This window comes from Paraburkholderia tropica (assembly GCF_014171495.1).
Taxonomy (GTDB): domain Bacteria; phylum Pseudomonadota; class Gammaproteobacteria; order Burkholderiales; family Burkholderiaceae; genus Paraburkholderia; species Paraburkholderia tropica.
Genome location: NZ_CP049138.1, coordinates 356,723 through 376,672, shown reverse-complemented (window position 1 = coordinate 376,672; position 19,950 = coordinate 356,723). Strand labels below are relative to the sequence as shown.

At 58.6% G+C, this 19,950-nt stretch carries 17 protein-coding genes and 1 pseudogene; 8 read left to right on the top strand and 10 right to left on the bottom strand.

Annotated features, from left to right (window positions below):
* Positions 1–16 precede the first annotated feature (16 nt).
* Both G5S35_RS38835 and G5S35_RS38830 read left to right on the top strand, forming a co-directional pair.
* The gene (locus tag G5S35_RS38835; RefSeq protein ID WP_183040759.1) at positions 17–685 is read left to right on the top strand and encodes a Na+/H+ antiporter NhaC family protein; all 669 of its coding nucleotides are present in this window, start codon (positions 17–19) and stop codon (positions 683–685) included.
* 217 nt (positions 686–902) lie between these two features.
* Positions 903–2,216 (top strand): tyrosine-type recombinase/integrase, encoded by a 1,314-nt coding sequence (locus tag G5S35_RS38830; protein ID WP_183040758.1) that lies wholly within the window; start codon positions 903–905, stop codon positions 2,214–2,216.
* Between the two features lie 324 nt (positions 2,217–2,540).
* On the opposite strand, the gene G5S35_RS38825 is transcribed toward G5S35_RS38830, so the two are convergent.
* From G5S35_RS38825 to G5S35_RS38810, 4 genes are all read right to left on the bottom strand, one after another.
* Positions 2,541–3,983, bottom strand: a complete 1,443-nt coding sequence (locus G5S35_RS38825) for a DHA2 family efflux MFS transporter permease subunit (RefSeq protein ID WP_420874562.1) — start codon at positions 3,981–3,983, stop codon at positions 2,541–2,543.
* Positions 3,955–4,284 carry a hypothetical protein gene (locus tag G5S35_RS38820; protein WP_110328453.1) on the bottom strand — a complete coding sequence of 110 codons (330 nt, stop codon included), beginning with the start codon at positions 4,282–4,284 and terminating at the stop codon, positions 3,955–3,957. The genes G5S35_RS38825 and G5S35_RS38820 overlap by 29 nt, the downstream gene beginning before the upstream one ends.
* 1 nt (position 4,285) lies before the next feature.
* Positions 4,286–4,849: an isochorismatase family protein gene (locus G5S35_RS38815; RefSeq protein WP_011488839.1), complete on the bottom strand. Its 564-nt coding sequence runs from the start codon at positions 4,847–4,849 to the stop codon at positions 4,286–4,288.
* 67 nt (positions 4,850–4,916) lie between these two features.
* Positions 4,917–5,348 carry a MarR family winged helix-turn-helix transcriptional regulator gene (locus G5S35_RS38810; protein ID WP_183040757.1) on the bottom strand — a complete coding sequence of 144 codons (432 nt, stop codon included), beginning with the start codon at positions 5,346–5,348 and terminating at the stop codon, positions 4,917–4,919.
* Between the two features lie 612 nt (positions 5,349–5,960).
* Here G5S35_RS38810 and G5S35_RS38805 point away from each other — a divergent pair.
* The 5 genes and pseudogenes from G5S35_RS38805 to G5S35_RS38785 form a co-directional block, all read left to right on the top strand.
* Positions 5,961–6,413: pseudogene (locus G5S35_RS38805) on the top strand (integrase core domain-containing protein); the annotation flags it as partial.
* A 318-nt stretch (positions 6,414–6,731) separates the two neighbouring features.
* The gene (locus tag G5S35_RS38800) at positions 6,732–7,922 is read left to right on the top strand and encodes a M20 aminoacylase family protein (protein ID WP_183040756.1); all 1,191 of its coding nucleotides are present in this window, start codon (positions 6,732–6,734) and stop codon (positions 7,920–7,922) included.
* 402 nt (positions 7,923–8,324) lie between these two features.
* Complete coding sequence (locus tag G5S35_RS38795; protein ID WP_183040755.1) at positions 8,325–9,671, top strand: MFS transporter; 1,347 nt, start codon at positions 8,325–8,327, stop codon at positions 9,669–9,671.
* A 37-nt stretch (positions 9,672–9,708) separates the two neighbouring features.
* Positions 9,709–10,866, top strand: a complete 1,158-nt coding sequence (locus tag G5S35_RS38790; RefSeq protein ID WP_116611366.1) for a porin — start codon at positions 9,709–9,711, stop codon at positions 10,864–10,866.
* Positions 10,867–10,938: 72 nt separating this feature from the next.
* Entirely contained in the window at positions 10,939–12,435 is a 1,497-nt protein-coding gene (locus G5S35_RS38785) for a M81 family metallopeptidase (RefSeq protein WP_183040754.1), read from the top strand.
* Between the two features lie 87 nt (positions 12,436–12,522).
* Here G5S35_RS38785 and G5S35_RS38780 read toward each other — a convergent pair whose 3' ends face one another.
* The 3 genes from G5S35_RS38780 to G5S35_RS38770 form a co-directional block, all read right to left on the bottom strand.
* Positions 12,523–13,422: an NAD(P)-dependent oxidoreductase gene (locus G5S35_RS38780; RefSeq protein WP_110329444.1), complete on the bottom strand. Its 900-nt coding sequence runs from the start codon at positions 13,420–13,422 to the stop codon at positions 12,523–12,525.
* Entirely contained in the window at positions 13,422–13,808 is a 387-nt protein-coding gene (locus G5S35_RS38775; protein WP_055139657.1) for a carboxymuconolactone decarboxylase family protein, read from the bottom strand. Before G5S35_RS38775 ends, G5S35_RS38780 begins: the two co-directional genes overlap by 1 nt.
* 201 nt (positions 13,809–14,009) lie before the next feature.
* The gene (locus G5S35_RS38770; protein WP_183040753.1) at positions 14,010–14,984 is read right to left on the bottom strand and encodes an AraC family transcriptional regulator; all 975 of its coding nucleotides are present in this window, start codon (positions 14,982–14,984) and stop codon (positions 14,010–14,012) included.
* A 240-nt stretch (positions 14,985–15,224) separates the two neighbouring features.
* On the opposite strand from G5S35_RS38770, the gene G5S35_RS38765 reads away from it, so the two are divergent.
* Positions 15,225–16,133 carry a polysaccharide deacetylase family protein gene (locus tag G5S35_RS38765; RefSeq protein ID WP_110329451.1) on the top strand — a complete coding sequence of 303 codons (909 nt, stop codon included), beginning with the start codon at positions 15,225–15,227 and terminating at the stop codon, positions 16,131–16,133.
* 133 nt (positions 16,134–16,266) lie between these two features.
* On the opposite strand, the gene G5S35_RS38760 is transcribed toward G5S35_RS38765, so the two are convergent.
* The 3 genes from G5S35_RS38760 to G5S35_RS40415 form a co-directional block, all read right to left on the bottom strand.
* On the bottom strand, positions 16,267–17,367 hold the full coding sequence (locus G5S35_RS38760; protein WP_116611364.1) for an NADH:flavin oxidoreductase/NADH oxidase: 1,101 nt from the start codon (positions 17,365–17,367) through the stop codon (positions 16,267–16,269).
* A gap of 143 nt (positions 17,368–17,510) precedes the next feature.
* Positions 17,511–18,302: an alpha/beta fold hydrolase gene (locus G5S35_RS38755; RefSeq protein WP_116611363.1), complete on the bottom strand. Its 792-nt coding sequence runs from the start codon at positions 18,300–18,302 to the stop codon at positions 17,511–17,513.
* A gap of 1,267 nt (positions 18,303–19,569) precedes the next feature.
* Positions 19,570–19,935, bottom strand: a complete 366-nt coding sequence (locus G5S35_RS40415) for a BON domain-containing protein (RefSeq protein ID WP_116611362.1) — start codon at positions 19,933–19,935, stop codon at positions 19,570–19,572.
* Between the last annotated feature and the right edge of the window lie 15 nt (positions 19,936–19,950).

Below are 19,950 nucleotides of genomic sequence, written 5' to 3'. Positions count from 1 at the left end.
AATCCATAATCCGATTGTGCTTCCCGTCGCACAAGGTATCGCCGGCGTTCCTCTCTTCAGTGGTGCCTCTGTACGTCTGGCTGTATTTGTCATCGCCATCTTCGCAGCTGTCGGCTACTTTGTGTTCCGCCTGCGTCATGACAAATATGAAGTCCTTACGTCGCTCCCGGTCGAAGCTGCCATCACGCGCTCGCAGAAGTTCGTTCTGGGCGTCATCGCGTTGGCGACAGTCATTCTTGTGTGGGCCGCTCCGGAATTCAAGTGGCACAACGGCGAATTGAGCGCGTCTTATATCTTCCTCGCGATCGCGATCGCGATTGCTGTTGCGGGCCGACTCACCGCGAGGGAAGCGGCCGACGCGTTCGTTCAGGGGATGAAGGGCATGATGCTCGCTGCGTTGCTCATCGGACTTGCAGCCACGATTGAACTAATTCTCCAGCGCAGCATGGTCCTGGACACCGTCATCGACAAGCTTGCGTCTTTGGTGACGGGCAAGCCGCCCGCAGTGGTCGCAGTCGGCATCATGGCTATTGAGGCGATTCTTGACCTGCTGGTGCCCTCGACCTCTGGCAAGGCGGCTATCAGCATGCCCATTCTGGCGCCGATTGCTCACATCGCGGGACTCAGCCCGCAAACCTGCGTACTGTCATTCCTCCTTGAGAACGGCATTATGGGAATGACCTAGACTGTTCCCAAGTCGTTCCGGGAGCTCCGGTTTTTCGTGTTTTCCCTTTTAAAAACATGAGGTTATTGTCCGCTCTGATCCGTGGTGATCCGGGCAATGCCAAGCGAGGATGTCGGTACTGTTGACGGTATCGATATTCCCTCCTCGGACGGCCTTGCCCGATACCGTCAAGCTGCTGTGACGGTATCGGTTGACGGTATACGTTCGAGGAGGCTGTATGCTCACCGATATGCAATTACGGGCGCTGAAACCGGGCGAAAAAATCTACAAGGTGGCTGACCAGCAAGGGCTGTACGTCGCGGTAATGCCTTCTGGTGGGATGAGTTTCCGGTACGACTATCGAGTAAATGGCCGCCGAGAAACCTTGGTCATTGGCCGGTATGATCCGCAAGCACCGGCCCGGAAACTGCGCGAATCGGATCAGTTAAGTTTTGGTATGTCGGTCAGCCTCGCGGAAGCTCGCCTTTTGCATGCCCAAGCTCGGAGGGAGATCCAGCAAGGAAACAGTCCCTCGCGCTCGAAAGTCGAAAAGCGGGTGCAAGCCAACGACGCCTTCACGTTTGGAAACTGGGCAGAGAAGTATTTCGCAGAAGCCGCTCTGGCCGATTCAACGCGCTCGATGCGCAAGTCCGTGTACGAGCGCAACCTCGCGTCGGAATTTGGCAAGCTGAAGCTGGAGGAAATCACGCCGGCTCGACTAATGGCGCGATGCGAGAAGATCAAGGCGCGTGGTGCCGCTGCTCAGGCGATCCACGCAAGGGAAATCGTGCTGCAGGTATTTCGCTTCGTGCAGGCGAGGGGAATCAAGGTCGACAACCCGGCTGCGTCTATCAGACCCAGTGCGATCGCCACATTCAAAGCGCGGGACAGGGCGCTGAACCCGGAAGAGATTCATGTCTTCTTCAATGTCCTCGAGCAGGTAGCCACCATGTCGACGTTACGTCTCGCAGTCAAGTTCATGCTGCTGACGCTTGTTCGTAAATCGGAATTTATCGACGCTACTTGGGACGAGGTTGATTTTGAGGCTGCAACCTGGACCATCCCCAAGGAGCGAATGAAGGCTGGGCGGCCTCATCGAGTCTACTTGAGCGAACAGGCGTTGGAGATCCTCGTGGCCTTCAAGACTTGTTTTGGGGCTAGCATGTACCTGCACCCAGGAAGATATGAGACCGCCTCTCCGATTAGCGCAGCGACCCTGAATCGGGTGATCGATAGCACGGTGAAGCTGATCAATGACAGGGGCGACGAGTTTGAATCATTTACCGTGCACGACCTACGTCGCACGGCGAGCACGCTGTTGCATGAAGCGGGATTTAACACAGACTGGATAGAGAAATGCCTTGCGCACGAACAGCGTGGTGTACGCGCGATCTACAACAAAGCGGAATATGCGGATCAGCGAAGAACGATGCTTCAGGCGTGGGCGGATATGGTAGATCGGTGGATCAAAGAAAAGCCTCGCGCAACATTCGATTCGCGTGGAGGCAAAATGTCGTTGCGCTGTCTAGAACCCGCTATACCGATATGCTGAAAGATAGTCTGAATGGCTCGGCGTGATTCGCTGGCGAGTTCGAACCCCACCGTCTCCGCCAGCAATTGCCGTGGAACCCCGCAGAGTCAAGGCTCTGCGGGGTTTTATTTTTTTTACGACCTACAAATCAACCATCAAATGACAGGCGGCTTCCGGCGGATGGCTGAGGTATACGGGGGACCATCGCCCTCTATATTTGGTCCGGTCGTCATTGGGCGGTCAGGGACGGCGACGCCAGCGCCCGGGTCTGAGATGCACGTTCAAGGCCAAGGGGATACGAAAACACAGTCATCTTTTCGTCTCTCACTGCACGAAATCCACCATTCAGTCGCGGATTGACACGTCGTCTAGGCGACGCGGCAGTTGAACCGCCGCGATAAATGCAAAGGCGTGAATACCGCAGAGAACCAGAAACGCCCACGCATACGCGCTTGAAACTGCATGGCCATTGACGGCGGATCTTAGCTTCCACGCTAGAAACGTGGCGCACAGCGTCGTCATCGTCGGTCCACCGAGGCGCTGGACGATGTTGAGCGAAGTTGTCGCCATCGGCAATTGCTCCCGGCGAACTGAAGCATAGGCGGCGCTCAGCGATGGCAGGCCTACGCCGCTCATGCCCAGTCCCCGTAAAAACAGAGCGGGTACGAGAACCAGCAGATTCAGCCCGTGGGCCGCGAGGTACAGCATGGGAAGTGTAGCGACCAGTGTCAGGAGGGCACCTGCCGCAGACACGCGCCGAATGCCGAATCTGTCCGTCAGCGCGCCCATGAAGGGGTTGGTGAGCATCATGCCGATGCCAAGCGGCGCGAGCATCCAGCCCATTTCACCGGGCGCGCGGCCGCACGCCTGGATCAAAAAGGCAGGGATGAGCATCTGGCCAGCGAACATGCCGCCGTTCGATAGAAATTGCGTGATGGCTGCGGTGGAGAAGACGTGACCCTCGAACAGCCGCAAATCGATCAGCGCAGCGTCGCCTTTTCGCCGCGCCGCATGAAGGAAGGCTGCCATCATCGCGATGCCGACTGCCAGAATAACGCGCCCCGCCGTGTGGTCGAGGCGCCCGGAGCCATATAGAAACATTGCCAACCCGGGTGAGAGCAACGCGAGACCGGACCAGTCCAACGTTCGCCGCGTCGTCTCACTTTGGTCGTTCGGGAGGAACAGGAGCACAAGCAGAAGTGCAATGCCGCCAACCGGCAGATTGACCAGAAACAGCCAGCGCCAGGACGCATATTGCAGGATGGCGCCAGCGATGATGGGACCCAGGACCGGGGCCAGCAGCACAGGAAGCGCCATATAGCCTGCTACGCGGGCCATGTGCTTGCCCGCAGCCCGAGCGATCATCATCTGCGTCATAGGCGCGAGGAGCCCGCCGCTGACGCCCTGCAGGACGCGGAACCCGATTAGCGAGGGCGCCGACCAGGCAACGCCACACAGCGCCGAGCACAGCGCAAACGCGGAGAAGCACCACAGGTAGAGCGCCTTGGCGCCGATGCGGTCGACCAGCCATCCGTTCAGCGGCAGAACCAGAGTGAGTGCCAGCAAATAACCGCTCGTGACCCACTGGATCGTCGAAAGGCTGCTGTTGAGTTTCACCGCGAGGTTCGACAGTGAGACGTTGACGATCGTCGCGTCGAGCTGGGCGAGCAACGCCCCGAACAGAGCGACGCCGGCAATTTTCCAGACTGCGGGATCAAGCCGGTCCGTTGCAGGCGCGTCCGCGGTATCAACGGCTTTTCTAGGAGAGGTTTGTGACATGGCCGCCATTGAAACGGCCGAAATGCCGTGCCGAGAACAATGAGATCAGGAATGCGCCGGCACCCAAAGCGAGAATGTCTGCCGTATCCCTCAACTGGAAATCGCCGACGCGACAGACCAGCAGGTAACCGATAACAATATTGAAGAAACCCCAGAGCACGTTGATGCTCGATGACGACAAGCCTTCTCCGGGCGGCTTGGCGAACGGGCTCTGAAATGGCCGTCCCATCATGCCGCTCACGACGTGCGGCACAGCGTTTGCCAGGAAGAAACCGCCGAAGAAATAAGCAAGCAGGAAAAGCGAGGACATTTCAGGTACTCCTTTTTGAAAGGAGATTGGCAATCTCCCTGCATGTGCCCGTCTCGCCGAGTTGCGGAAAAATCCACTCAAGGCTATTGGCGTGCGCTTCCGCACTAATATCCGTCACGGCGTCCACTGCGAGAGTGACGTTGAAGCCGAGTTCATGTGCTTGCCGCGCGGTTGACTCCACACCCACGCTTGTCGCAACGCCGCAGACCACTACCTGGGTGACCCCGGCGGATTTGAGGTGCGTCTCAAGGCCGGTGCTGGTGAACGCCCCCCAGGTTCTCTTGGATACGAGATGATCCTGCGGTTGCCTATCCAGCTCCGGCAGCAGCTCGGACCAGTCCGGCGGGAGCGCGCCGCCCGCGTGATGCTGCTCAGTCCGGCCCGGCGCCATTCCGACGACGTTTACCAGCACGACGGGAAGACCGTGCTGGCGGAAAGTTGCCGCCAGATTACTGGCGTTTTCCAGTACGTTCGTGAAGGGATGGGCAGTGGGAATCGATGCAACGATCTTCTGCAGGTCGATGACGATCAGCGCAGTTTTGAGGTCCAGTTGAGTTGCAGCCATATAGGTATCCTAATAAATTGAAATCGATCTGGCTCTGCACCGCCAACGGCGGTAGTACGAGCGAAGGTCAGGAATCGCCAATCTGCCGGATGATCGCGGTTGCCGCGACAAGCGCCTGCAGGTCCGCGGGATCGAGTTGGCCGAGGGCACTGACCAACCAGTTACGCTTCATGGCGCGGTGGCTGGTTCTCACCGCCATGCCAGTCTCGGTCAACGCAAAAAGGATCTGGCGACGATTCGTCGGGTGAGATCGACGCTCGATCAGTCCTTCCTGCTCAAGACTCGCCAGAATGACGCCCATCGACTGCGGCTTCATCAGTTCTGCACGAGCGAGATCCGCAGTGGTCATGGGGCCGCCTTGTTCCAGACGAGCCAGGACGCCCATCTGGGAAAGGGCCAACTCGGTCGGGTTGGATTCAGCGCGTAGTCGCCGCAGCAATCGACTGATCGCTGCCGTGAGATCCTTCGCAACAATGTCCAGGGAGGAATCGACTGTCATAGCCGCACTATATTAGATGAAAGATAAACTTGCAAGTTTATCTTTCATCGCCGCGCCGCTCTGTTCTGCAGTAGTACTGGATGCCGACCGCGACATCGAAGGCCTCGAGGCCCGGTTTGGAGATGGTAACGCGGTGCACATACGATTAAGCGGCACGGCCGGTGTGCCGTGGTCGACCAAATGGATCTGTTAGCGCCGCAGGTCCTCGACAGCAGATTGGCGTTTGCTGGCAAGGTAGTCATGAATCTGATGCCGGGGTTTATGGCGAAGGTGGGTGACTTTCCTGACGAGACTCTCAAGCCAGGAACCGTCATCGTGACCAACACATTCCTGTTTCGGGAGCGCAGGGCGTGGCCCGTTTGCCTGCGAGCATTACGCGGGACTGTCGCGCTCTACGTTTGGCTCGGTCGTCATTGGACGGTCAAGGACAGCGACATCAGCGCTCGAGTCCGAGATGCATGTCAAGGTAGAGGGATAGTGAAGACACCATTATCTTCGCCCCTCTAACTGCGCGACATCCACTTTTCAGGCACGGATCGACGCGTCGTCCAGGCGACGCCGCTTGCACGAAACGCCACGCTCACCGCCGATCGCGAGGCCGGGAACCTCCCGGTGGATGGCCGCGCGTAGAAGATGCTATGCGTAATCGACGAGTGTCGAGCGATCGAGGTCGGTGCCCGCCTGTATTCGCAGATGTGATCCTGACGCTGTCGATCATGCAGCTGTACAGCAAACTCTCGCATTCATACGGCCGGACAACGGCGCCGAATTCACCGCCGCCAAGGTCGTGCGCTGGTTGCGAGACGCCGCAATCGGCCAGACCTTCATTGCGTCTGACAGTCCATGGCAAAGCGGGTTATTGAAGGCTTAAACGGCAGGCTGCGCGACGGATTGCCAAACCGCGAATGGTTCCGCAGTCGCGCCGGGGCCAGGATGCTCATCGAATGCTGCCGGTAGTTCTACAACGAGCGGCGACTCGACAGCGCGCATTGCTACCAACCTCCGGCCACGATCCGTCGAGCCTGGCCGGAGCCCGATAATATCGATGCGAGACTCGCTGCCTGACCGGTCACTCTGGGGCAGGTCTTGATGCCAGCATAGGCACGCTTCGCGACGCGGAAGCTCGCCGGATTGCTTTCGTAGGCCCGATGCGAGGCGTCCTGGGAGCCTACGCCGCGTACCTCAACAAGTTCCCCCGTACAGGGGCAACACTCCGTCGCCGTTGTCCCGTACGGACAACTATATGTCTCAGATCGTCAATTGCGAAATCATCGACGCGTTTAGATTGAACGCCATTGTGAAGATGGCATGCCTGGTAACGCTTGCACCGGTACCGCCACTTCGTCATCGCGGACCTCGCATAACTTACATCACACTTCACTTATGACATCGACGCAGCCCCTTTGTGTTCTCGACGACACGCTCGATCTGCATGACGAGCTGAGTAGTATTCGCCGCCGCCTGCATCGGCATCCGGAACTGGCATACGAGGAAACCGGTACGTCGGAGCTCGTGGCAGAGCGTCTGGAGCACTGGGGTTACAGGCTGACCCGCGGCATTGGCGGAACGGGCATGGTGGCTACACTCAAGGCGGGGAACAGTCCACGTGCCGTCGCGTTGCGCGCCGACATGGATGCGCTCCCGATCGTCGAGGAAACCGGTCTGCCCTACGCTAGTGCCGAACCCGGAAAGATGCATGCATGCGGACACGACGGCCACACGGCCATACTGCTCGGTGCCGCGCGCCATCTTGCTCGCACTCGTCGTTTCGACGGAACGGTGCATCTGGTTTTCCAGCCGGCGGAGGAGATTCTGTCGGACAGCGGAGCAAAGCGGATGATCGAGGACGGCCTGTTCGAGCGTTTTCCCTGCGAGGCGATCTTTGGACTACATAACCAGCCGGGTTATCCGGCCGGTAACTTCATGTTTTGTGGCGGCCCGTTCATGGCGGCGTGCGACACGGTGGACATCGTGATCGATGGTTACGGTGGCCACGCTGCGCGCCCGCATCTCGCGGTGGATCCGATCGTGATTGGCTCGCAACTGGTAATGGCGCTGCAGACCGTAGTGTCGCGCAGCGTAGACCCGATGCAGGCTGCAGTGGTGACGGTCGGTTCGTTCAACGCGGGAGCGGTGGCCAATGTGATTCCCGGTAGTGCTCATCTGCAGATCAGCGTTCGCTCTTTCGATGCGCAAACCCGCAAGCTGATAGAGGCACGCATACGGACGCTTGCACAAGTTCATGCAGATGCCCACAGCGCGCGCGTTGAAATCGACTACGTCCCAGGTTATCCAGTGCTTGTGAATAGCAGGAAGGAAACCGACCTGGCGCTCGCGGTTGCACGCGAACTGGTCGGGGAACACCGTGTTATTAGCGACTTCGCCCCGTTTGCCGGCAGCGAAGACTTCGCCTACTACCTTCAGGAAAAGCCGGGCTGCTTTCTGCGATTGGGTAACGGCGAACACTCGCGCACTCTGCACAACGCATCCTACGATTTCAACGACGACAATCTCACCGTGGGCGCGGCCTACTGGACGCGGCTCGTCGAGCAGTTTCTTCCGTTACAGCAGTAGCACTCGTCATTCCGGCTGAAGCGCTCGCCCAACGGGTTTGCGCTTCGGCCGCGATCCGGCATCGCCCGAATACCCTGGTTTCACTGAATTTCTGTCGACGGCATCCACGAAACAACGCCGGGACAGAGCTTGCGTGTTTTCGTGCGACCCACTCGGTACTTCGGTACTTCCCCTGCCTGTCCCAAAATGCAAACAGATTGTCCTTTGAAGTGAACTGACGGCTATTTTGGTCTTTTAACTTAGCTTCCAATACGCGCGCCGCGCTTCTGCCAATGGCCTGCATGACGAACGCGGATCAGGCGAATCGTGAACCGAACGGAAACATGCGCATCGACCACCCTCCGTCGAGGCGACAACCATTTAACTCAAACGTATCAAAAATATAGACGCAGGAGGTAATCAATGGAATCAGTAAAGCGAGGTGAAACGCGTCCCACGCCGAAGCGGGGCGTCGCACTGACGACGATCTTGCTCGCATTGGCTTTTTCCCTCTCTTACATGGATCGGCAGATCTTGCCGTTGCTTCTCGAACCGATCAAACACGCATTCTCATTAACAGATTCAGAAATCGGCATGCTGCAGGGGCTGGCATTCGGCGCGTTTTACGCATGCTCCGGTATCGTCCTGGGCGTGCTGGTAGACAGGTTTCACCGAGTCGGGATTGCTGCCGTGTGCGTCGCTTTCTGGGGCCTCGCGACGGCGGCGTGCGGGCTGGCAGGAAACTTTATTCAGCTTTTCGTTGCACGCACAAGCACAGCGATTGGCGAAGCGGGCTGCTCGCCAGCGTCGTACTCGATTCTCTCAGACATGCTGTCCGGGCGAGCGCTATTGAGAGCAACCTCGGTGTACAACGTCGGCCCTTATGTGGGAGGAGGGATGGCCCTTATTCTCGGCAGTATGGCACTGCGCCATTTCACCACTGCTGGCGGGATGGATGTGCCGTTGATCGGACATCTCGAGCCATGGCAGTCGGTTTTTCTCGTTCTGGGACTCCCCGGTATCCTGCTGGCGGCACTCATCCTTGCGCTGCAGGAGCCGAAACGTCACGAGTCCGGGCAGGAGATCGATACGTCAACCCGGGCGACTTTGCAGTTCATCTTCAGTAGCCCAATGCTGTTGTTTTACTTCGCTGCATTTGTTTTCAGCACGTCCGGACTGTTCGTGCTTCTGACCTGGTTTCCAAGTCTGATGATCCGCGAGGGCTTTGGGACCGCGGCGACGATTGGGCGCCCGTTGGGCGCCATCTTTCTGGCGGTCGGTTTGTGCGGCTGTGTTGCGTCACAGCTTCTCTTGCGAAAGCTCGAAAATCGCGATCTCTTGAGTTCGCTGCTCAAGCGAATGTCGGCGATGTGGGCAGTCCAGATTCCGCTGGCCGTAGCGTTCATTTTCGTCGACACGGCTAGCCTTGCCTATTTGTTTTACGCGTCGCAGGTCATCATTTTTTCCGTCGTCACGACCTTTATGGTCGCTCCCATTCAACTCGCGGTTCCCAATCGTATGCGAGGTCGCGCGACCGGTGTGTTCATGACTTTCAACTACATGTTGGGCGCGAGTATCGGACCGTGGTCGGTGGGCGTGTTGAGCGATCGGATGAAGGAAAACCCACACGGCCTGCTCACGGCATTCGTAATGGTATTGGGTGTGTCGGCGGCCGGCGCTGCGGTCTCTATCTACCTTTCTTCGACCAGGAAGACGCGGATGAATCCGGTCGATTCTCTGCCGCAGCAGTCCGTCTCGGGAAACATATAGATCACGCGAACGGAAGTCCAGATTTAGGGCGATAGACATGCTTAGTCTGTATATTTCGTATAACTACTCATATGCGATGTGCAATGAAAAGTCAAAAAAATGGCTGGCTAACCTGTGCCTGTCGATCTTTTTGGTAGTTCCGGCTGTTTCGGACGCCCAGAGCAGCGTCACCTTGTTCGGAACGCTGGACGAAGGTATCGAGTATCTGACGAACGCGAACAAGACATCGCATTCGGCGGTGCAGTCAGGGCCTGCGGAGATTTACTCCAATTCGTTCGGTTTGATGGGTTCTGAAGGACTGGGTGGCGACGTCAAGGCTGTTTTCAGGCTCGAAGGCGGCTTCAATCCCTACAACGGTACATCGATACAAGGCGGGCGTCTTTTCGGGAGACAGGCGTGGGTAGGGATTCAGAACAGCAATAACAGGATCATTCTCGGCCGGGTCTATACGCCTCTTTACGACGTGATCGGCTATCTCGATCCGCTGCAAGGTTCCAACGTAAGCCTGTGGACCATGGATGGCGGAATGGTGTCGCGCATGGACAATGCGGTCAGATACACGCGCTCGGATGGGCCGTTCCACGAAAATGTCCAATACAGCTTTGGCAGCGCCAGCGTGGAAAGCACGATCAACGGAACGGCCGGATCAGGCTCTCGCTCCAAGGAATTCGCCGCGTCTGCTGACTACACCGCCCGGCAATTGATGGCCGGGATCGTGTACGACAACATCCATGGCCCCATGACTTCAGCGCAATACGGTTTGGGGTTGTTTGTGCCTTCGGCGGTCCCGGCAGCGTCTTCCGGTACACCGCAACGGGCTGAGCGCATCGCCGCGGCCCTCAGATATAAGTGGGACGGCACGTCGCTGTTCGCAGGCTACCGCCATCTAAGGACGGTCGCGCAGGCCGGCAACGAAAACTCGAATCTGTACTGGGGAGGCGTTACCGAGCAGTTTACGCCTGCGTGGACGGGGACTGTCGGCGCGTATCACCAGCGGGTTGCTGGTGAGGATGCCCGGCCCACGATGGTCGCGCTTCAGACGCAGTACCGGCTATCAAAATCGACGGGCGTGTACGGCAACGTCGGCAAAGTCTGGAATACCCGTCTTAGCAACATGGGGCTGGACCTTCAGACCCAGACTTTGCAGGGAGCGGGTCAGTTCGGTGCCAGCATCGGCATCTTTCACTTCTTTTAAAGCAGTCCGATGTCTTGTTTGCACACGACAGTCGAGAGACATACGTTTCAGGAAATCAGCAAGGAGAGACTTATGAAGGTTCTGGTCGCCGGTTATAAACATGAAACCAATACGTTTGCGCTCGATAAGGCCGACTGGACGGCTTTCGAAAAAGGCGAAGCGTTCCCCGCACCCGTTCGAGGCCAACAGATGCTCGAAACGATGGACGCGGTCGCGATGCCGGCTACGGGATTTTTGCGCTACGCGCGATCGAAGGGATGGTCGATCATACCGAGTTTGTGGTGCGGCGCTGTCCCGTCTTCGTATGTGACCGAGGACGCCTTTGAGCGCATTTGCAATGAGATATGCAATGACGTGAAAGCCGGCGGGTTCGACGCCGTATACCTGGATCTCCACGGCGCTGGCGTTGCCGAGAACGAAGACGATACCGAAGGGGAACTGATCGGCCGTGTTCGGCAACTGGTGGGCGAAAACATGCCGATTGTGGTGAGTCTGGATCTGCATGCAAATGTCACCGAGAGGATGCTCCGAAGTGCGGATGGCATGGTTTCGTTCCGCACCTATCCGCACGTCGATTACGTAGAGACAGGCGAACTGGCCGGTGAGCTCCTGTCGCGCCGTATGGCGCATGGACGTCGGGAACCGGTTGTCTGGAAGCGGCTCCCATTCCTTATTCCGCTGAATTCTCAGAATACGACAACGGGACCGGCGAAGCGGATCTATGAACGGCTGCGTGCACTGGATACAGAGCATGGAACGATGTCGAGCTTTTGCATGGCCTTTCCGGCGGCCGACTTTGCCGAATGCGCGCCCATGATCTGGAGCGTGGGAGAGAGCGCTTCGACTGTCGTCGAGGAGCTCGCATCGCTTGCGGGCGAGCCCGCTCAATGGCGGCTTGAAATACTTTGCGCGGACGATGCGGTGCAGGAAGCGATGGCGCGCGCCGTCGAAAGCAACGCTCCGGTTGTGATAGCAGACACTCAGGACAACCCCGGCGCCGGAGGTACGGCATCGACCACCGGCATGCTGCACGCACTGCTGAATGCCCGAGCCGGCGAACGTTTCCCCCATCGGGTGACGCTAGGTGTGATGTACGACGCTCGATTTGCGGCTGCGGCGGTTCAGGCCGGCGTCGGTGCAACGTTTCGCGCCAGTCTGGGCCATGCCACGGAGCTTTGGGATGGTCCAACCGATCCGCCGGTGACCTCCGAATTCACCGTGAGAGCAGTCAGCGATGGGCGGGTCACTTTCAAGGGCCCAAAGATGACGGGGTTCGTTGCCGGATTGGGGCCAAGCGCATGCGTCGAGACTGGCGGCGTGCTGGTAGTGGTCGCAAGTGGAAAGATCGGAGCGCAGGACCGTGAACTGTTTCGTTTCGTTGGCGTGCATCCGGAGCAGATGAAAATCATCGTCGTCAAAAGCAGTAACCATTTCAGAGCTGACTTCGTACCGCTTGTCGAAAATGAACAGACCGACGTCGTGATCGCGAAGGCGCGGGGCGCAGCCGCGGCTGACCCAGGCGATCTGCCGTGGCGGAAGTTGCCGGATTCCATCCGGCGCCGTCCTTGAGCAGACGTACGCTTTCGGCCCGGACTTGCAGGGACGCTGCCGGATGGGCGAAATGACCATCCGGCAAGCCCTCGCGTAACGCCTCATTCAATGCGCGAGCGGGACGCCGGAGGTCTCCTCGCAGAACCGCGCCATTTCGGTGTGGTCTTTACCTCGCCCCAGCGCTTGCGCCGCATTCGCCCACAGTTCGCTGCACAGCGCGGCAAACGGAACTGTAACGCCTTCGTCCTGTGCGACTTCAAGGGCGATGCCCAGGTCTTTGACCATCAGGTCGAGACCGAAATTGCTGTCGAAAGTCCGGGACAGGACAAATTGACGAAACTTCTTCTGCGTACTGTTATTGGTGCCGGTGGAAGCATTGAGTACGTCGACCATTTTTCCGGCGTCGAGTCCAAATTTCCGGCCGATAATCAGCGCTTCTACACCAATCAGAAACCCGCCGGCTGACACGAGGTTGTTTAGCGCTTTCATCGCCTGGCCCGCCCCGATCTTGCCTACTTCGGTAACCGTAGTTCCGATGGCAAGCAGCAAGGGCTTGGCCTGTTCGACAGCCGTCGCGGGGCCCCCAACCATAATGGCGAGTTCGCCGGTTCGAGCCCGCGAAACGCCGCCTGAGACAGGCGCGTCGATCATCAGAATACCGCCCGATTCGAGGCTGGCCGCGATCTCCTGCGTGATTCTGGGAATTCCCGATGTCATGTCGATGACCAGCGCACCAGCCCTGAGCATGGGCCGAACGGCCGTAATGACCTGTGCCACATGTTGGCTTTTCGGGAGCATGGTGATGACCGCATCTGCCGACTCTACGGTCGCCTCGATCGTATCCGGCGATTCCCCGCCGATCCCGCTCGAGAACGCTGCCGCGCGTTCGCGGTCCAGATCGAAAACCGCGACGTGGAAGCCGGCATTGACGAGTCGGGCGGCCATAGGCCACCCCATGTGACCGATGCCGATAAACGCGACTTTCCTGAACGTTCTGCTGCTCATTACAGCGCCCCATTCCGGACAAGGACTTCATGAGCTGCTTTGAACGCGCTGAGGCCAGAAGGAATTCCTGAGTATGCAGTGGCATGCAGCAGCGTGGCCTTGATTTCCTCCACCGTGAGGCCGTTGTTCAGGGCGCCCTTGACATGCAGCTTCAGTTCGTCCGTGTGGCCTGCGATCGTCAGCATGGCGAGATTCAGCAGACTTCTGGTCCTGCGGTCGAGCGTTTCGTCTCCCCACGCCCATCCCCATGCCCACGCGGTGGTGGCCCGTTGAAAAGACATCATGAAGGAGTCGGCTTTCTGCATCGAAGCATCTACGTACTCTGCCCCAAGTACGGCGCGACGGATAGGCATGCCCTTTTCGAAAAGAGCGTTGTCGTCTGACATGACTGGAGTTCCTCGTTGGTAAAGAAAGGTCGTATTGGCTGGCACGAATCGGCATCCCATTTCAGATTCCGAATCGATGACACAGCTCGGCCTACTTTAGCCCAGCGACGTCGTTATATTTGACTTGACGGGACAGGTGTTTGACAACACGGGACGCGCGACCGTCTACGCAGCAAGTCGAACCGCGAATTTACGGAGGCCTTAACCGGATGCTTCCAGGTTGCGTTTCCATCTCGAGGCGCTGCAGCCGAAGCTGGTCTGGAACCATCTGGAGAACGCGCTCAGACTACCAAACCCCAGTGCTTCGGCTGCCTCTGTCAATGACACGGTTTGCATGCTGAGCAACCGCCTGGCCGTATCGCACCGCACTTGCTGCAAAAGCGCGGAGTAGGACAGTCCCTTGTCCGCGAGTCGTCTATGGAGGGTGCGTCGATTCATTCCCAGACTGGACGCGAGAGTCTCGACGCTGCATCGCGAGTCGCGCAACTGCTGATGCATGAGCCACTCCACGCGTGCTTCGAAGTCTTCCGGCGAATGATTGAAGGTTTTCCCGAGCAGGGTTTTAGCGTGACGCCGGAGTACGGCGGATGAAGCGATCACCTTCAGGGACAACGCATCGCGTGAGAGCAGGATCCCGCTGACCATCTGGTCATAACGGAGCTCGCATCGCATGAAGTTGCTTTGCACCAGCGTATGGGCGGGACGCGAATGTTCCTGACAGACCGCATCGGGTTGCCAGTCGGCTCCGACGAGCCAGCGAATCATCTGGACGATGCCGCAGGCGCAGTATTCCATGACGTGTATCGAAGGAATCTCGGACTCGATTTTGAACGTCAGCAGCGGTTTGTCGAAGCGTTCGTCGAGATCAATGAAGATGCCGTCGCAGTGGTGATGCAGTTGCGTCGAATACGTGTGCAGCGCATCTCGTAGCGTTTCCTCTTCTCTCAACATAAGACTTACGAGTCCGTAGTCGGGAACGCCACGGGCGATCGCGACGCGCGCGCCGAAATCGGTGCGGGCCGACGCGGCAACGGACAAATCCAGGAGCCTGATCCACGCATCTAACGGAATCAGGCTATCCGGACTTTCAGCGATGTCGCCGCTCAATCCGACCCGAGCCATGAGCGCTTTGCCGTCAATGCCGACGTCGCAGGCAGCCCGCAAATAGCCATGCAAGGTGGCGCTTCTGACAACTCGCTTGCGCATAACCGTTGTTCCTCGGAAGGGGAGGTGTGTCTCATATTGAAAAGTGTGAGGCACGGAATGTCAACTAAACAAAATCCCCAGGTTCCACAATAGTGACGGCTGACGGCGTTTCAAAGCTTTGCGCGAATTGCCGCCTCGCGTCGAGAAACGTCCGACATTGATGGGATTTTTTAACAACAAACTGCGCGACGCGCAGATAGAGAGTCCGTGATGAGCGATCAAAATGGGATGCAACCTTGGCAATGGCCCGAGCAGGAGTGGCGACGAATCGTGACCCACGTTCGTGCAGGGCGCCGTCTGCGTCCGGACAAATGGAAAGGTGGCGCACGGGTTGCTGTCGCCCTTTCATTCGATTCGGATCACGAAACCAATGAGCTGCGTGATGGAGGCAGTTCGATTAACCGTCTTTCGTGGGGACAATATGGAAATCGGGTCGGTGTACCGCGCATCCTGTCGCTCCTCGAAAAATACAGCGTTCCTGTCAGCTTCTATGTGCCTGCCGTCTCGGCGCTGCTGTACCCCGACGAGCAGCGCCGCATTGTGGACGCGGGACATGAGATCGGGGTGCACGGCTGGATCCACGAGCTCAACTCGAAGCTGGAGTTTGCCGACGAACGGGATCTGCTCGGGCGCTCGATGGACACCCTTGAAAAGATTACTGGCAAACGTCCGACGGGCTTTCGCTCGCCGTCGGGTGATTTTTCAAAAAATACGCTGCAGATTCTTCAGGAGCTCGGGTTTTCCTACGACTCATCCTTGGGCGCCGACGATGACTGCTATGAACTGGAGATGGATGGCGAGCCTACCGGGCTGGTCGAAATTCCGTTCGACTGGGTGCGCGACGATGCCGTTTATTTTCTAATGCATCGATTTCAGGGGTTGCGTCCCTATACGCCCCCTTCGGACGTATTCGACATCTTCAGGCGGGAACTGGACGCCGCGTATGCGGAGGGGGGACTGTTCGAGCTCACCATGCATCCGCACGTGATCACGAATCGCTCGCGCATCTGGATTGTCGAGGAACTGATCAGGTACGCGAAGAGTTTGCCTGACGGAGTATGGTTTGCCCGTCACGATGAAGTAGTGAACTACGCGCTGCAGAATGCGAAGCTTCGTTGAAGACCGGAGGTGAGCTCCGGTAGCGTTGTACGTGCCGCGGCCGGGCGGCCTGCGGCACGAAGACTGAAGCGGACGGCCGATGCGACTGAGGATGCCAGTCGCTGCATCAGGGCAGTCTCCCCGGCCGGGCGACTCAGACGAACAGATCGCGCAACCGGTTGGGCTGAGAGCGGAGATACTGTTTCGGTGCCTTGATTTGAACCCCGAAGTGAGCGGCGGCATGCCAGGGCCATCGCGGGTCGTACAGCACGGCTCTCGCGAGCGCAATCAGATCGGCGTCCCCGGTGCTGAGGATAGCTTCGGCGTGCTCGAAGTCGGTGATCAGGCCAACGGCGATAACCGGCAGTGTGGTCGCCTGTTTTACCGCGCGTGCAAGAGGAACCTGATAGCCGGGTCCGATCGGGATTCGCTGTGCGGGGCTCGATCCGCCGCTCGAGACATTGATAGCGGCACAGCCTCTCGCCTGTAATGCGTCGACGAAGGCGATCGTATCCTCGACGGACCAACCGCCTTCCACCCAATCGGTTGCGGACACCCGCATCGTCACGGGGCGGTCATGCGCAAACACATCCCGCACCGCCTCGAAGACTTCCAGCGGAAACCGCATTCTGTTTTCCAGTGAGCCGCCGTACTCGTCCGTTCTCTGATTCGAGAGAGGCGAGAGAAACTCATGGAGCAGATAGCCGTGTGCGCCAAGAATCTGGATGAAATCGAGGCCAAGCCGGGATGCGCGTCGCGCTGCGCTAGCGAACGCGTTGCGGATTGCCGCGAGACCGTCGCGGTCCAGAGCAGTCGGCGGCATCTCGCCGGACGCAAACGCGAGCGGTGACGGCCCATAGGTCGTCCAGCCGTCCGGCTGCCCAGGCGGAACCTGTGCACCGCCTTCCCACGACTTTTGCCGCGACGCTTTTCGCCCGGCATGATTGAGCTGAATGCCGATCGGCATGTCTGACCAGCGTCGGACGCCGCGCAGCACTCGCGCCATGGCAGCCTCGCAGTCGTCGGAATAGAGTCCTACGTCGCCACGGGTGTTGCGCCCGTCGGGCGTGACCGCTGTCGCCTCGATCGTCAGTAGTCCCGCACCCGAGCTCGCCAGTTGCCCAAGATGAATCAGGTGCCATTCGTTCATCTGCCCGTTTTCGGCCGAATATTGGGCCATTGGGGCGATCACGATGCGGTTGTCTAGTTTCAGGTTATCGATTTGGGCCGGTGTAAACAGGAGGGGGCGACTCATAAGAGCTCCGTGTGGCGCCCGCTGGGCGCCGTCCATATCCGTGGGGTGGGGTTGATTTCGAGGAAGCGCTTCAGGACGGACGACGGTGAGACAAATCCCGTTTAACCGGAGCTCCTTGCAAGAGCGGTCGCCGCTCGACAGCCTCACGCATGCTTCAGCAATATCTCCGCAACCTCGCTTGCCTTGTCGATCATCAGATCGTGCCCGCCGTCCAATGAATAGACGTGAGTTTCAGGAAGATCGCGCTGCGCCTCGTACCAACCCGGGATAGGGCTTGGGATGCCGATGTCTTTCGAGTTGTAGATGAATACCTTCTTCGGTACTTGCTTGAATTTGCCCGTGAGAGACAGTTGCTGCGTGAAGCAAGCCAATGGGTGCGACGTCAGTTTCGAGTCGGCCCACGCCTGATGTTCCTCGCCGACACCGAATACTTTCGAAGGCCAGTTGGCAACCTGCGTACCGCCGAGCGACGCGCTGAGTTCGGTGAACGGCAATAGCAGATTGGGCAACAATGAAAAGAGCGAGTCGCCGCTTTTTTCCGGGAGCGGGCCGTCGAGATAAACGAGCGAGGCAATCCGGTCGTGCAACTGGTCGGCCACCCCGGTAATGACGAGACAACCGTACGAGTGGCCGCAGAGCACGACATTGTCTAGGTCTCGCCACGTGATGAGGTTGGCGATATCGAGGATGTGGGTGTCCAGATTGATCGGTCCCAACGCCGAAAGATGAGAGCGTTCCCCGACTCCCGTGAGCGTGGGTGTCAGCAAACGGTGACCGGCAGCCTCCAGAGAAGGGCGGAGTTTATCGAAGCACCAACCCCCGTGGAAAGCGCCGTGAACGAAGACGAAATTTGTCATGCTGGATAGACCTCTAGCGTTAACCGTTCGGAACGCGCCGGCGTGCAGGCAATACATTGCGCCATGCTTCTCGGACATCCGATCCGCGTGCCACGCGGATCTGCGCCGATACAGACTCGCGAATATGACCAACCGGCATCGCACGCCTTCACTACGCGAAGTCCGGTGTGCCGCCAACGACGCACCTGCCCCTGGCTGTTCCGGTTCTATAGCTGTCCCGGCTGATGGGACGCGGGTCAGTCTACCGTCCCCGGTTTCTTTCGATTGATATTTTGGGACATAGATTTTGCATTCCGGGTCAATTTGACACGATGCAATCACCGATGTCACCCCCGTGACGGCGAGTACGTGACCAAGCCGTTCGCGATGAGCGAACTGGGTCGCCCGGGTGCGCACGCTGATGCGCCGGCCGCCCATGCTGGCGGAACTGGTTGTGTCGTTCGCCGACATCACCGTGGACCCGCAGCAGCGCGCGATGCGCCGCGGCGCCGAGACGGTCACGCTCGCGCAGGCCGAACTGTAGATCATGCTGTGCCGTGTCAAGGCCGGTGGCCGGACCGTGCGGCACGCGGCACTCGAGCATGCAGCCTGGGGCCTAGGCGAGGCGGTCACACCGAACGCGCTGGAAGTGACCTGCACCCGCTGCGCAAGAACCTGACGGCGCTTGGTGCCGCAACGAGGCTCGCGAACATCCGTGGCGTGGGTTTTGCGCTGCACGCCGCTAACGAAAACGGACTGGATGGTGTGCCCGACCAACCCTCTAACGCGAAAGAGGGGCGTATGAAACAACTGATTCGGGTAGTCGAGCGCGATGCCGCGTGTCGCGACGCGCTGCGTATCTCATCGTATTCAAAGAGACGCTCGGCAGACTTGAAAACGGCTTCACGGTGCATGAAAAGTATCTTGCCTCAGTTGCGTACGAACTGCAAACACCGATCACCTTGATCCGAGGTCAGATCGAGTTGCAACCGGGGAGCGAGGGCAGGAACTGCTGTTTCGCGAGATCGATCTGATGGCGCGCAGGTTCGGCAGTTGAGCACATCAACGCCGCGCAAGTCTCGCGATGCCCGACTTGCTGCACATCCGCCTCGAGATTAGCCTGTCAGCGGACGATGCCATCATCAAGACCCGGCCTGTGTTTACCAGCCCGCATTGGCCGCACCGATGATCGTCATCGACGTGCTCGCGCGCAGAGTTCGCATCCGAGCACCCGGGATCTCCGGGCAGCACAGTTTTCTGTCGAAGAGAATTGTGTGAGATCCCTTAGAGGAGTGATCGCGCGCCGGTGTTTGAATCGGTGGTTCGCGAGACATGCGAACCAGCGTAAATCACATGGTGTGGCATCTCACTGGGTGGGTTGAGTAGCTAACCGAAGGCTTTCGCGAACGGACCTCACACCGTCGACGTTCCTCGCCGCCTGCACCGCGAGAGGAATCTGACTGGCTTCCTGAACCACTCCAGACACGATGATATTCCCGTCGGAAGCCTTAACAAATATTCCGGCAGCGTCTAGTCCCTTGACGTGCGAGAGCGCCTTCAAAACGCGTTTTGACAAGGCCCGGTTTGCTGAGCGCACGGCCTTCGGTGATGATGGTGCTGACACCACTTCGCCATTCGGATCGCCGCTTGCGGGCTGTCCCGGTTGCGCGCCCGCATTCAATGTAAAAAGCAAGCACACCAATGTAATGCCCCTCACTGTAGTCCGATTCATATTTGCTCCGACGAG

Coding starts and splice junctions, on each gene's coding strand:
- G5S35_RS38810 (WP_183040757.1), bottom strand. CDS start 5,348: ATGACAGTCGATTCCTCCCTGGACATTGTTGCGAAGGATCTCACGGCA.
- G5S35_RS38830 (WP_183040758.1), top strand. CDS start 903: ATGCTCACCGATATGCAATTACGGGCGCTGAAACCGGGCGAAAAAATC.
- G5S35_RS38820 (WP_110328453.1), bottom strand. CDS start 4,284: ATGTCCTCGCTTTTCCTGCTTGCTTATTTCTTCGGCGGTTTCTTCCTG.
- G5S35_RS38795 (WP_183040755.1), top strand. CDS start 8,325: ATGGAATCAGTAAAGCGAGGTGAAACGCGTCCCACGCCGAAGCGGGGC.
- G5S35_RS38760 (WP_116611364.1), bottom strand. CDS start 17,367: ATGAGTCGCCCCCTCCTGTTTACACCGGCCCAAATCGATAACCTGAAA.
- G5S35_RS38765 (WP_110329451.1), top strand. CDS start 15,225: ATGAGCGATCAAAATGGGATGCAACCTTGGCAATGGCCCGAGCAGGAG.
- G5S35_RS40415 (WP_116611362.1), bottom strand. CDS start 19,935: ATGAATCGGACTACAGTGAGGGGCATTACATTGGTGTGCTTGCTTTTT.
- G5S35_RS38815 (WP_011488839.1), bottom strand. CDS start 4,849: ATGGCTGCAACTCAACTGGACCTCAAAACTGCGCTGATCGTCATCGAC.
- G5S35_RS38800 (WP_183040756.1), top strand. CDS start 6,732: ATGACATCGACGCAGCCCCTTTGTGTTCTCGACGACACGCTCGATCTG.
- G5S35_RS38775 (WP_055139657.1), bottom strand. CDS start 13,808: ATGTCAGACGACAACGCTCTTTTCGAAAAGGGCATGCCTATCCGTCGC.
- G5S35_RS38785 (WP_183040754.1), top strand. CDS start 10,939: ATGAAGGTTCTGGTCGCCGGTTATAAACATGAAACCAATACGTTTGCG.
- G5S35_RS38825 (WP_420874562.1), bottom strand. CDS start 3,983: ATGGCGGCCATGTCACAAACCTCTCCTAGAAAAGCCGTTGATACCGCG.
- G5S35_RS38755 (WP_116611363.1), bottom strand. CDS start 18,302: ATGTCCGAGAAGCATGGCGCAATGTATTGCCTGCACGCCGGCGCGTTC.
- G5S35_RS38790 (WP_116611366.1), top strand. CDS start 9,709: ATGCTTAGTCTGTATATTTCGTATAACTACTCATATGCGATGTGCAAT.
- G5S35_RS38780 (WP_110329444.1), bottom strand. CDS start 13,422: ATGAGCAGCAGAACGTTCAGGAAAGTCGCGTTTATCGGCATCGGTCAC.